Origin of the sequence: Brucella sp. 22210 (assembly GCF_052045675.1) — a bacterium.
Lineage (GTDB): Bacteria > Pseudomonadota > Alphaproteobacteria > Rhizobiales > Rhizobiaceae > Brucella.
The window spans coordinates 60,824-72,737 of sequence record NZ_JBQEPD010000021.1 but is presented as its reverse complement, the minus strand read 5'-3'; the positions used below and the strand labels follow the sequence as shown (position 1 = coordinate 72,737).

Sequence of the window (11,914 nt, the reverse complement as noted above, 5' to 3'; positions counted from 1 at the left end):
GATTCAATCAGATCGAAAGGCGCTTTAATCGTTCAGCCCGAGCACGTCGAGCATGCAATAGAGGCCGGGCTTCTTGCCATAAGCCCAGAGTGCGGCCTTGACCGCGCCGCGTGCAAAGATGGTGCGGTCCTCGGCGTGGTGCGACAGCACAATGCGTTCGCCGGGGCCAGCGAGAATCACCGAATGGTCGCCGATCACCGAGCCGCCGCGCAGCGTGGCAAAGCCGATGGTGCCTTCCGTGCGGGGGCCGGTATAGCCGTCACGCGCCCGCACGCTGTTGTCTTCAAGGCTGATGCCGCGGCCTTCGGCTGCCGCCTTGCCGAGAAGCAGGGCGGTGCCGCTTGGCGCATCCACCTTGTGCTTGTGGTGCATTTCGAGAACCTCGATGTCGAAATCCTCCGGACCGAGCGCCTGTGCAGCCTTCTGCACCATGACGGCGAGCAGATTGACGCCGAGGCTCATATTGCCCGACTTGACGATGGTGGCATGGCGGGCGGCGGCGCGGAACTTCTCTTCGTCTTCTGCCGAGCACCCGGTGGTGCCGATGACATGGACGATGCGGGCCTGTGCTGCGAGACCGGCAAAGGCGACGCTGGCGGCGGGGCTTGTGAAGTCGAGCACGCCTTGCGCCTTGGCGAAGACCGGCAGCGGATCATCGGTGATGGTGACGCCAAGCGCGCCGACACCGGCCACTTCACCGGCGTCCTTGCCGATCAGCGGCGAGCCGGGGCGCTCGATGGCGCCAGCGAGTTTGGCACCATCAATCGACTGGATCGTCCGGATGAGGGTCTGGCCCATGCGGCCACCAGCGCCGACGACGACGAGGCCCATTTCGCTGTTTTGGCTATCCGGTTCACCGGTCATTCTGTCCTCCTGTGCCCGCTGGCACATCATCCGCAGTCAGTTCTTCGATTGTCGGTTCGGGCATATTATCAGCGCTGCCGCTCTGCAATTGGTAGAAGCGGGCATAGACACCGTTCGGTATGGCAATCAGCGCGTCATGACGGCCTTCTTCCACCACGCGTCCGGCTTCCATGACCACGATCCGGTCGGCATTGACGACCGTGGACAGGCGATGGGCGATGACGATGGTGGTGCGGCCCTTCATGATCGTTTCCAGCGCCTGCTGGACACGCTTTTCCGATTCGTTGTCGAGGGCAGACGTTGCTTCATCGAGAAGCAGTACCGGCGCCTTGCGCACGATGGCGCGTGCAATGGAAATGCGCTGGCGCTGGCCGCCTGAAAGCGTCGCGCCGTTTTCACCAATCGGCGTGTCATAGCCTTGCGGCTGTTGCAGGATGAAATCATGCGCATGGGCAAGCTGGGCTGCCTTGACGATTTCATCTTCCGTCGCGTCCGGGCGTCCATAGCGGATATTGTCGGCAATGGTGCCTTCAAACAGGTAGGGCTGTTGCGACACATAGGCGACGGCGTGACGCAGCGAGCGCTTGGTGACCTTGGAAATATCCTGTCCGTCGAACAGAATCGTTCCCTTGTCGAGATCGTAGAACCGCTGCACGAGATTGATGAGCGTTGACTTGCCCGCACCCGATGCGCCGATGATCGCCGTGGTTTCACCCGCCTTGGCGACAAAGCTGACGCCATGCAGAACCGGCGCAAGCTCGCTATAGGAGAAATACAGGTTCTCGAACTGGATTTCGCCGGGGCCGGGGTTCAGCGCCACCGCATCGGCGGCATCGCGCTGGTGCGGCTTGATATCCAGCACTTCATAGATCATGCGGGCGTTGACGAGCGCCTTTTCCAGCCCGACCTGAAGGCGGGCAAGACGGCGCGCCGGATCATAGGCCAGCAGCATTGCGGTGATGAAGGCGAAGGTCGCGCCGGGCGGCTGATGGTCGAGAATGGCGCGATAACCGCTATAGGCCAGCACGCCGGAAACGGCGAAACCGGCCAGTATTTCGGAAATCGGCGTCGTGCGTTCGGACACTTTGGCGATCTTGTTGCTGCGTCCTTCCGACATATCGATCAGATTGCCGATCTTGGCGCGCAGCTGGTCTTCCATCGTGAAGGCCTTCACGACGGCGATGCCCTGCACGGATTCCTGCATGGCGCCGAGAAGATGCGAGTTCAGATGCACGAGATCGCGCGTGACCGAGCGGATGCGGCGCGAAATATAGGCGACGGCCAGAATGAGCGGCGGGCCGATCAGGAAGATCGCGACCGACAGCATCGGGTCCATGTAGAACATCATGGCGACCAGACCGACCAGCGAGATGAAATCGCGCGCAATCGACGAAATCGTCATGTTGAGCAGGTCGCGGATGCCGGAGACATTCTGGTTGATCTGCGCCGCCAGATGACCGGAGCGTGTATCGTTATAGAAGTCGAGGCCGAGCTTCATCAGATGGTCGAAAATACGCTTTTGATAGCGCGCGACCAGATTATTGCCGATCTTGGCAAGCTCGACGGCCTGCACATAGCCGGAAAAACCGCGCAGGATGAAAATCGCCAGCAGCGTGCCGCAGATGACCCAGATCAGGGGCAGGTTCTGCTCATAGAAGATCTTGTCGATCATCGGCTTCATCATATAGGCGAGCGCGGCGTTTGATCCGCCCACGATCAAAGATGCGATGATGGCGATGATATAGTTCTTCTTATATTCACCGATATTCTCCGACATCATGCGCCGGATCACGCGGGTCGCTTCGCCCGTGTCGATTTTCTTCTTTTTCTTCTTGAATAAGCTCACGTGCAAAAGCGCTTCATTCCTGAGCTCGGTATGTCCGAGACTGCCGTTGAAAATGCGTTGGTATTAAAACCAAAAACGCGGCGGTGAAAAGGCCGAAAGCCAATTCCCCGCCGCGTTTCTATAGCCTTATGTGGCTTAATTATCCATCCCGTGACCGTCGATTTCAGGCACGGTCAGGTTCAGCCGATGCGCCAGCGGCGTCCATCCGTCGAGACTTCGAAGCGCGAAGGTGCGCAGGCAAAAGCCGACAGGCCGCTCAAAGCCGCCAGCGGATAGGTGATCACATGGATCGGAATGTCGTGCATGATGGCCTGATGCGGCGCCTTGTCCTCGAAGGCAGCGCGGAACGCACCCGCCCGCAAAGCAGGCAAAATGCGCTGCGGAATGCCGCCCGACAGGTAAACGCCGCCATGCGCCATGAAGACAAGCGCCATGTCGCCCGCCACGCGGCCAAGATAGGTCGCAAACAGGTCGAGCGTTTCGCTGGCTTGCGCATTGCTGCCATCGAGACCGGCGGACGTGATATCGGCGGGCGTCTCCAGGGTAGGGGTGACGCCATCGGCCGTGCAGATCGCCACATAGAGATTTTGCAGGCCGCGTCCACTCAGAATCTGTTCGGCGGAAACGCGCCCGTCGATCTGCTCGATATGCGGGAAAATCTGATAGTCGCGTTCGCTGCGCGGGCCGACATCGACATGGCCGCCTTCACCCGGAACCGGCACCCACGCCTTGCGGGTGCGCACCAGACCGGCCACGCCGAGGCCCGTGCCCGGGCCGAGCACGACGCGGGTTGCGATCACCTCGTCCGGCTTGCCGCCGATCTGCTCCATGTGATGGCCTTCGAGCGACACCACGGCCAGCGCCTGCGCCTCGAAATCGTTGAGCACGGTCACGTCCTTGAAGCCCAGATCGGAGATCAGCTTCTTCGGGCGCACAACCCAATCGCAATTGGTGAGGTCGATTTCATCGCCTTCGACGGGGCCTGCAATGGCCAGAATGACCGAGCGCGGCTGCAGCGACGTCTGGTCGAGAATGGCCGTTTGAATGGCTTCATCGATGGTCGCATAATCCGCCGTCTGAAGAACCGGAAATTCCTTCGGATCGGAATTGGCATCGACAAGGATTGCAAAGCGGGCATTGGTGCCGCCGATATCGCCGACGAGGACTGGAAACTGGAAACTCTGTTCGGCGTCGATCATGGCCTGCATTCTCTCTCCCTGCCGTTTCTTGTGCCCTTTGGGTGTTGGGGGGCTTACCCACGGGCTGTTATATTTCTTCGATTGTATCAGTCTAAAGCTTTGATCAGCTTTTCTGCCGTGGCGCGGTTCAGCGCCATTGGTATGTCGTAGACGCTGCCGAGGCGGGTCAGCGCCTTGACGTCCACGTCATGCGGAAGTGGCGACAGCGGATCGATGAAGAAGATCAGCACTTCGACGGTGCCTTCCGCAATCATGGCGCCGATCTGCTGGTCACCGCCGAGCGGTCCGCTTTTGACGCGCTGGATCGTCAGCGAAGGGCAGGCATCAAGGATCAGCCCACCGGTCGTTCCCGTCGCCACGATATCAAAACGCGACAATGCCTTTTCATGCGCGCGCGCAAAGGCGACCATGTCGTCTTTCTTCAAATCGTGGGCGATCAATGCGATGCGCAGGCGCTCTGTCATGAAATTGATAACCTTGTCATCAAGCTCTAAATCGTTTGAAACCTATAGCTGAGCCTTAGGCCGGTGAAAAGAGGGCTTAGAGAGAATGCCCCGCCGTCAAACGACGGAGCATGATGTTTGATTACTGCACGCCATAGGTGACGTCGGCAACCGAATTTGGTGCAGGACCGGCCAGCACGGCAGCGCAGGCCTTTGGAAGATCAGACACCATGACGGGGCGCGGCTTCTTCGGCGGTTCCTTTGACGGCTTGGCTGGCTTCCACGGTTCATCGGTGAACCACCAGGCAAGCGACTTGTCGCAGCCGTCGCCAGCCGCCACCTTGGGCTGCGACTTGCATTGCGGCGAGCCGGGCTGGCAGGTCAGGCGCACATGGAAATGGTAGAAGTGACCCCAATAGGGGCGAACCTTGCCAAGCCAGCTTCTGTCGCCGGTCACCGTATCGCAGAGCTGCGTCTTGATGCCCGGATGCACGAAGATGCGCTCCACTTCCGGATAGCTCGCGGCATGTTTGATCAGCGCCGTGCGGGCAGGGGTCCATTTCTTGGGATCGACATAAAGTGAATCCCCTTTCAGCATCGATACGGCGGAAACGCTTTCGCGTTCGGCATCCGTGAAGCGCTTCTTGGGCATTGGTGTCAGCCAGATATCAGCATCGAGCCCTACCTGATGCGAGGCATGGCCGGTTAGCATCGGACCGCCGCGCGGCTGGGAAATATCGCCGACGAGCAGGCCCGGCCAGCCATCCTTGGCGGCATCGCGGGAGAGTTTTTCCAGCAAGCCGATCATGCGCGGGTGGCCCCAGCGGCGATTGCGCGACAGGCGCATGACCTGCCAGTTCGGACCGTCTGTCGGCAGCGCAACAGCGCCTGCGAGACAGCCCTTGGCATAAAAGCCGATCGATTGCGGCGATTGCGCCAGCACGGGCATCTTTTCCGCTCCGAAAGCCTGCTTGGCTGGCATGTCATCCGCCATGGCCATAGGCACGAAGTCAGGCGCGATCATCGTTGCCAGCGAGGCAATGAGGATAAATTTCTTCAGTTTGTTTGCGATCATGGGGCAATTCCATGGTTTGCCAAAGGGCGCTGTGACTGCGAATCAAACAGCAAAGCTGCGGGCATTATGCTGTGTGAAATGCAGGCCAGCAATGCCGGTCGGCTGTTTGTACCAACCGACCGGCATTTGGATCAGCTCCGTTGCAGCCTTGCAAGCATGGTCAGGACCACAAGGGGCGCGACTGTGCAGAACGCGATCAGCGGCCAAGCCGTGTCGCCGGGCAGCAAAATGACGAGCGCTGTTCCTGCCAGACTGACCATCAGGCTCTGTATGCAGAAATAGAGAGCGACAGCCATGCCTGCGCTGTCGTTGAAGGCTGCCAAAGCGCCGTTTGCCGTCATGGATGCGGTCAAAACAATGCCGATGGCAGCCAGCCACATGGGTAGTATCAGGCTGGTGAAGGATGGTTGCAGCAGGTTTTCGGTCAGGAGCAAAACCAGCGCGCTGGCGAGGAGCACGACCATGCCCAGCGCCACGCTTTTTCGTACGCCCCATTTTTGGGTGTAAGGTGAAAGGAGGCGCGTGGCGGCAATCATCACCATGGCAACGCTTGCAAATGCCAGACTGAATTCCGTCTCTCCAAAGCCGCCTCTTTCGATCAGGATGCGCGGCGCCGTGGAGAAGAAAACAAAGAAGGTGCCCATCGCCGCGCCGAAGCCCAGCGTGTAGGTCCAGAACGTAAAATCCTTCAATATTTTCAATACATTTGCATTGGTCACGCCATTGCGGTCAGGGCGTGTTTCCGGCCAGAGGCGGAACGCCCGCCATGTTGCGACAAGGCCCAGAACGCCGAGCGCTATGAAAATCGCGCGCCAGCCGAAACCGCTGGCGATCAATGCGCCAGCGATGGGGCCGATTGCCGGGACGAAGGACAGCATGGCGCTGAAAAGGCCGTAGATTGTCGCGCCTTCCGGACGGTCGGCATAAACGTCACGCACCGTGGCAAAGGTTGCAACGAGCGCGGCTGAAGCCCCGACAGACTGGGTGAAACGCAAGGCGATGAAAACCGTGGCGCTATCCGTCGCCGCCAGCGCAAAGGAAGAAAGCACAAAGATGGCACCGCCGCCCAGCAACACCGGCTTGCGCCCGATGCGGTCGGACAAGGGACCGAAAACGAGTTGCCCGACACCCAGCATCACCATGTAGAGGCTGAGTGTCAGTTGCACCATGGAAGGCGTGGTTTGCAGAATTGCCGGCATGGATGGAACCACCGGCAGGTAGATATCCATGGCCAGCGAGGCGAGGATGTCGAAGGGAGCCATCAGCGCGAGCGCGAATGGCAAAGTGAAGCTCCAGGATGGAGTTTTCTGATGATCAAATGGCATGACAAAGCATCCGCTCGAAGACAATCGGGCGGCAATCTGCCTGCAATGGAAGACGTTGGTCCGGGACAGATGCCGCAACAGGTTGGAAAAGCTGTTGCGGCTTATTTATCTGCTGACTTGCTGTTACCCATCGTTATGTCCCGGTTTGGAATTTGCGTCAGGGCGTTTTACCCGAAGGGGTGCACGCGTGCAATCAGCGCCAGTCTCCGTCCTTCCACATGGCCGAAAAGGCGGTCTTGTAGTCGGGATAGGCGAATGTGTAGCCCAGTGCCTGAATGCGCTGATTGGAGACGCGCTTGTTCTCGCCATAGAAGGAGCGCGCCATCGGTGTCAGCTCCGCGTCTTCGAAGGCCACTTCCGGCGGCGGTGTGACGCCCATCAGTTCCGCCGCATAGGCAACGACATCCTGCGGTGGCGATGGTTCATTATCGGTAATGTTGAAAATACCGCCCGTATCGGTGCCCGCGAGAAAGCGCAAAGCGCCGGCAATGTCTTCCACATGGATGCGGTTGAAAACCTGATCCTGCTTGACGAGACGTCGCGCCGTGCCGCGCTCCAGATTGACGAAAGCATTGCGACCCGGGCCATAAATGCCGGACAGCCGCAAGATCGCCAGCGGCGTTCCGTGCCTCTCGCTCAGGCTTGTCCAGGCCTGTTCCGCCTCGACACGTTCGAGGCTGCGGCGCGAAACCGGCTTGCAGGGCGTGGTTTCATCCACCCATGCGCCCTTGTGATCGCCATAAACACCGACGGTCGAGAGATAGCCGATCCAGCGAATCGTATTGTCGGGACGGCGCAGCGCTTCTTCGACCCATGCAAGCGCCGGGTCGCCCGCTTCGCCGGGCGCAATCGAAATCACCACATGGGTTGCCTTGGCAAGTCGCTCCAGAAGTTCGGGCGAGGGCGTTTCACCATCGAACAAAACCGGCGAAATGCCGGATTTCTCAAGAGTTGGGAATTTTTGCTCGTGCCGGGTTGTCCCGTCAATGCGCTCTACTTCTCCCGTCATCCGCTTGGCAAAGGCTTGTGCCGAATATCCGGCTCCGAACAGGAAAATGCGCATGTCAGACTGTCTCCGTATTCCACTCTTTCTGCACCGTAGCATCCTCTTCCACGGAGGCCAGACGTTTTTGCAAGGCATCGACATGGCTCGGCTCGGCCAACTGCTTCAAGGCCCAGACCGCCGCCCCGCGCACGACAGGCGCGGCATCGCCAAGCAGAACCTCGATTTGCGGCAACAGCGTTGCATCGCCCGAATTGCCCGCTGCGATCAGCACGTTGCGGATGAAGCGGTCGCGCCCGATCCGCTTGATTGGCGAACCGGAAAAAAGCGCACGAAACGCCGGATCATCAAGCGCCAGCAGGTCGCCGAGACGCGGCGCTTTCAGATCGTCGCGCGCCTTCAGCTTCATTTCGCTGGTTGCCTGCGCGAATTTATTCCACGGACAGACCGAAAGGCAGTCGTCGCAACCATAGATGCGGTTGCCCATGGCCTTGCGAAACTCCGCCGGAATAGGGCCCTTGTTCTCAATGGTGAGATAGGAAATGCAGCGGCCTGCATCGATACGGTAGGGCGCTGGAAAGGCCTTGGTGGGGCAAGCATCGAGACAGGCGCGGCAGGAGCCGCAATGATCGTGATCCGGCTCATCCGGCGCGATTTCCGCTGTGGTGAATATCGAGCCGAGGAACAGCCAAGAACCAAGCTCACGGCTGACCAGATTGGTGTGCTTACCCTGCCAGCCAAGTCCGGCGGCTTCCGCCAACGGTTTTTCCATGACAGGCGCGGTATCGACGAATACCTTGACGTCCTGCCCGGCGCGCGCGGCAAAGCGGCTCGCCACATGCTTCAGCTTGCCCTTGATGATGTCGTGATAATCGCGGTTCTGCGCATAGACCGATATGGCTGCACGATCCTTCTGATCAAGTATCGCCAGCGGGTTGGTATCCGGCCCGTAATTCATGGCCAGCATCATGATGGAACGAACTTCCGGCCAGAGCACGCCGGGATTGGCCCGGCGTTCTTCGGTCTCTTCCATCCAGAGCATATCGGCGTGATGGCCATCGGCAAGATATTGCCGCAGGCGTTCAGGCGCTCGCGGAATGGCATCCGGTGTGGTGAAGGCGACAGCGTCGAAGCCCACGGCTTTGGCTTCTTCGATGAGGAAGCGCTTCAGCTTCTCGGTCTTCGAATTAGAAGTCGAGGTCGCCATAATGGGCCACCGGGGCAAGCCCGCGCACGCGATCGGACAGAAGCGGGCGGAAAGCGGGACGCGACTTCATGCGGGCATACCAGTCGCGCGCGGCACGGGTTTCGCCCCATTCGATTTCGCCGAGATAGTCGAGTGCGGAAACCGCAGCAGCGGCGGCCATGTCGGCATAGCTTGGATGCGCGCCTGCCAGCCAGTCGCGGGTGGCGGCCAGCCAGTCGATATATTTCATATGCTGGCGAATATTGGTGCGCGCGGCGCGGATCGCGGTCGAATCCGGCGCGCTGCCGCCCATTTCAGCCGCCATCTGTAATTTATAAACGCGCTCGCGCGTGATGTGGCGGGTGACTTCGTTTTCGAATTTCAGCAGGAACCAGTCCACGAGGCGGCGCACTTCGGCGCGCTCCATCGGGCTTTCCGGCAGGAGACGACGGCTGCGCTTCAATGCACCCCGCGTTTCGTCGAGATATTCGGCGATCACTGTTGCACCTACGACCGGCAGGTCGTTTTCCGCCAACAGTACGGGCAAGGTCGCGGCGGGGTTCAGCGCCAGAAATTCCTTGCGGCGGGACCACGGCCTTTCCTCGATCAGTTCCGCTTCCACGCCATATTCGCCGAGGATAAGCCGCACATAACGTGAGCCTGAAGACATGGGATGATGAAACAGCGTAAGCATGATCGACGCGGTACTCTCGACTGACACAGCTTGAATTGAACGTCCGGAGATTGGTACGGCGGCTGGCGTTTGCCCATGCAGCAGGCTATTTCTGCTGCCAAGCGATTCGACGCCGCCTCAACGGAATATAAAGTCTATAAGACCTATGTTTGCGGGAGACAAGCAATCGCTGGAAGTGCCCGTTTTAGTCGCCACAGCCGCTAATGCGAGCCGGTTCAGATGCCATCATCGTGCCAACCATTCTAAGGTACTGACTTCATGGATATTTTTAATCTGCTGGAAGCCGCGTTTCTCGGTCTCATCGAAGGTTTGACCGAGTTTATCCCGGTTTCTTCCACCGGGCATTTGTTGCTGGTCGGGCATTTTCTGGGATTTGAATCCACAGGAAAGACGTTCGAGGTGCTGATCCAGCTTGGCGCTATTCTGGCCATTCTGACCGTTTATTCGGCGAAATTGCTGAAGCTTCTGACAGATTTTCCGCGCGATGCGCGCACGCGTCATTTTGTCTTCGGTATTCTGGTCGCCTTCCTGCCTGCGGCGGTGATCGGCGCGGCTGCGCATGGTTTCATCAAGAGCGTGCTCTTCGAAACGCCGATCCTTGTCTGCATTATGTTGATTGTCGGCGGTCTAATCCTCCTCTGGGTCGACCAGCTCAATCTGAAGCCGCGCTATCATGATGTGATGGATTATCCGCTGCCAATGTGCCTTGCCATCGGCTTCATCCAGTGCCTCGCCATGATCCCCGGCGTGTCGCGTTCGGGTTCCACGATTGTCGGTTCGCTGCTGCTGGGTGCGGACAAGCGGTCGGCTGCTGAATTCTCGTTCTTCCTCGCCATGCCGACCATGGCCGGGGCCTTCGCCTACGATCTCTACAAGAGCCGCGACATGCTCACGATGAATGATGGCGCGTTGATTGCCGTTGGCTTCGTGATGGCTTTCATCTCGGGTGTGTTCGTCGTGCGCTATCTGCTCGACTATGTCTCGCGCCATGGCTTCAAGCTCTTTGCCTGGTGGCGTCTTATCGTCGGTTCGGCGGGGCTAGCCGCCCTTCTGATCTGGGGCTAACGCTCCGCCATTATTTCCGCACTGTCGGTCTGCAAATGGCGTTTTTCTGCGCTTCCGGTGCTCATGTACCCTTAAGTACACTCCGCTCCGGTTCTCGAAAACCACCATTTTCGCCTCGACAGAACGAAAATCCTGACAGAGCTTCGGAGCATAAAAGCAGAACAAAAAAAGGGGCCGCGAGGCCCCTTATTCATTTCCGACTATCGATATCTCACGCAAAACCGGTCTTGGTGTACTGACCGGCCACGCGGTAGCGCCAGAGATAGGCTGGCAGCACGGCGTCGACGCCTTCCGGCGTAATGCCCATGCCCTGCAACGTGCGGCCTTCCTTGATGGCTGCTTCCGAAACGACATTGTCGGATTTCAGGAGCGTCACCTGATCGTTGGTGATCGGCGGGTTCGGCAGCAGGCTAAGAACCGAAGCCTGCAGGCGGGCGACCCACCAAGGCAGCGAAATGAGAACGCGCTTGCGGTCGACGACGCGCAGCATGTCCTTCATCCAGTTCTTGAACGGCTGCACATCCGGGCCGCCGAGTTCATAGACGCCGCCCGGCATCAGCTTGCCATCAACGGCGCGGGCAACAGCTTCCGCGACATCGCCGACATAGACCGGCTGAAGCTTCGTTTCGCCGCCGCCGATGACCGGCAGGAAGGGCGAGAAGCGCGCCATATTGGCAAAGCGGTTGAAGAAGCGGTCTTCGTGGCCGAAAATGATCGACGGACGCAGGATAACGCTTTCCGGCAGCACGGCGAGAACGGCGTTTTCGCCTTCAGCCTTGGTGCGGGCATAATCCGAAGCCGAGTTTACATCGGCAGCGAGCGACGAAATGTGGGTCATCGGAATGCCGGCGGCCTTGGCGGCTTCGGCAATGTTCTTCGCGCCCAGCACCTGAACCGTGTTGAAACGCTGGCGACCGCTTTCTGCGAGAATGCCGACGAGGTTCACGACATGGTCGGAACCCTTGACGACCAGCTCGACCGAAGCGCGATTGCGGACATTGGCCTGCACCATCTGGATCTGCCCGACATTGCCGAGCGGAGCCATGTAATAAGCCACTTCAGGCTTGCGCACGGCAACGCGCACACGATAGCCACGCTTGGTGAGACTTGCTACGACCGCGCGCCCGACAAAGCCGGAGCCGCCGAAAACGGTGACCAGTTTCGGCCTGTTGTGGACTTCGTTCGGTTCGGTCTTCATCCTAAACTCCTGCATG

General features: G+C 59.3%; 11 protein-coding genes. 1 reads left to right on the top strand and 10 read right to left on the bottom strand.

The annotated features are described in order from the left end of the window. Positions 1-24 precede the first annotated feature (24 nt). The 9 genes from dapB to ACTJKP_RS20205 form a co-directional block, all read right to left on the bottom strand. A complete protein-coding gene (gene dapB / locus ACTJKP_RS20245) occupies positions 25-864 on the bottom strand; it encodes a 4-hydroxy-tetrahydrodipicolinate reductase (RefSeq protein WP_440631935.1) in 840 nt (279 codons plus the stop codon). Beyond that, a complete protein-coding gene (locus ACTJKP_RS20240; protein ID WP_440631934.1) occupies positions 854-2,710 on the bottom strand; it encodes an ABC transporter ATP-binding protein in 1,857 nt (618 codons plus the stop codon). Before ACTJKP_RS20240 ends, dapB begins: the two co-directional genes overlap by 11 nt. 179 nt (positions 2,711-2,889) lie before the next feature. Further along, entirely contained in the window at positions 2,890-3,918 is a 1,029-nt protein-coding gene (locus tag ACTJKP_RS20235; protein WP_138787228.1) for a glucokinase, read from the bottom strand. A gap of 77 nt (positions 3,919-3,995) precedes the next feature. Further along, entirely contained in the window at positions 3,996-4,373 is a 378-nt protein-coding gene (locus ACTJKP_RS20230) for a methylglyoxal synthase (RefSeq protein ID WP_138787227.1), read from the bottom strand. Between the two features lie 121 nt (positions 4,374-4,494). Further along, entirely contained in the window at positions 4,495-5,427 is a 933-nt protein-coding gene (gene mepA / locus ACTJKP_RS20225; protein WP_440631933.1) for a penicillin-insensitive murein endopeptidase, read from the bottom strand. A gap of 131 nt (positions 5,428-5,558) precedes the next feature. Then, entirely contained in the window at positions 5,559-6,752 is a 1,194-nt protein-coding gene (gene cml, locus ACTJKP_RS20220) for a CmlA/FloR family chloramphenicol efflux MFS transporter (protein WP_440631932.1), read from the bottom strand. 193 nt (positions 6,753-6,945) lie between these two features. Next, positions 6,946-7,815, bottom strand: coding sequence for an SDR family oxidoreductase (locus ACTJKP_RS20215; RefSeq protein WP_440631931.1), 870 nt, complete (start codon positions 7,813-7,815; stop codon positions 6,946-6,948). A gap of 1 nt (position 7,816) precedes the next feature. Further along, positions 7,817-8,962, bottom strand: coding sequence for a tRNA epoxyqueuosine(34) reductase QueG (queG, locus tag ACTJKP_RS20210; protein WP_440631930.1), 1,146 nt, complete (start codon positions 8,960-8,962; stop codon positions 7,817-7,819). Further along, entirely contained in the window at positions 8,943-9,635 is a 693-nt protein-coding gene (locus ACTJKP_RS20205; protein ID WP_078339908.1) for a glutathione S-transferase family protein, read from the bottom strand. Before ACTJKP_RS20205 ends, queG begins: the two co-directional genes overlap by 20 nt. 258 nt (positions 9,636-9,893) lie before the next feature. On the opposite strand from ACTJKP_RS20205, the gene ACTJKP_RS20200 reads away from it, so the two are divergent. Further along, positions 9,894-10,700 carry an undecaprenyl-diphosphate phosphatase gene (locus ACTJKP_RS20200; protein ID WP_440631929.1) on the top strand — a complete coding sequence of 269 codons (807 nt, stop codon included), beginning with the start codon at positions 9,894-9,896 and terminating at the stop codon, positions 10,698-10,700. Positions 10,701-10,911: 211 nt separating this feature from the next. Here the strand turns inward: ACTJKP_RS20200 and ACTJKP_RS20195 are convergent, their stop codons facing one another. Then, complete coding sequence (locus tag ACTJKP_RS20195) at positions 10,912-11,898, bottom strand: complex I NDUFA9 subunit family protein (RefSeq protein WP_440631928.1); 987 nt, start codon at positions 11,896-11,898, stop codon at positions 10,912-10,914. Positions 11,899-11,914 lie beyond the last annotated feature (16 nt).

Excerpts from the sequence above, each read along its gene's own strand:
- dapB (WP_440631935.1), bottom strand. The coding sequence starts at position 864 with ATGACCGGTGAACCGGATAGCCAAAACAGCGAAATGGGCCTCGTCGTC.
- ACTJKP_RS20235 (WP_138787228.1), bottom strand. The coding sequence starts at position 3,918 with ATGCAGGCCATGATCGACGCCGAACAGAGTTTCCAGTTTCCAGTCCTC.
- ACTJKP_RS20230 (WP_138787227.1), bottom strand. The coding sequence starts at position 4,373 with ATGACAGAGCGCCTGCGCATCGCATTGATCGCCCACGATTTGAAGAAA.
- mepA (WP_440631933.1), bottom strand. The coding sequence starts at position 5,427 with ATGATCGCAAACAAACTGAAGAAATTTATCCTCATTGCCTCGCTGGCA.
- cml (WP_440631932.1), bottom strand. The coding sequence starts at position 6,752 with ATGCCATTTGATCATCAGAAAACTCCATCCTGGAGCTTCACTTTGCCA.
- ACTJKP_RS20215 (WP_440631931.1), bottom strand. The coding sequence starts at position 7,815 with ATGCGCATTTTCCTGTTCGGAGCCGGATATTCGGCACAAGCCTTTGCC.
- queG (WP_440631930.1), bottom strand. The coding sequence starts at position 8,962 with ATGGCGACCTCGACTTCTAATTCGAAGACCGAGAAGCTGAAGCGCTTC.
- ACTJKP_RS20205 (WP_078339908.1), bottom strand. The coding sequence starts at position 9,635 with ATGCTTACGCTGTTTCATCATCCCATGTCTTCAGGCTCACGTTATGTG.
- ACTJKP_RS20200 (WP_440631929.1), top strand. The coding sequence starts at position 9,894 with ATGGATATTTTTAATCTGCTGGAAGCCGCGTTTCTCGGTCTCATCGAA.
- ACTJKP_RS20195 (WP_440631928.1), bottom strand. The coding sequence starts at position 11,898 with ATGAAGACCGAACCGAACGAAGTCCACAACAGGCCGAAACTGGTCACC.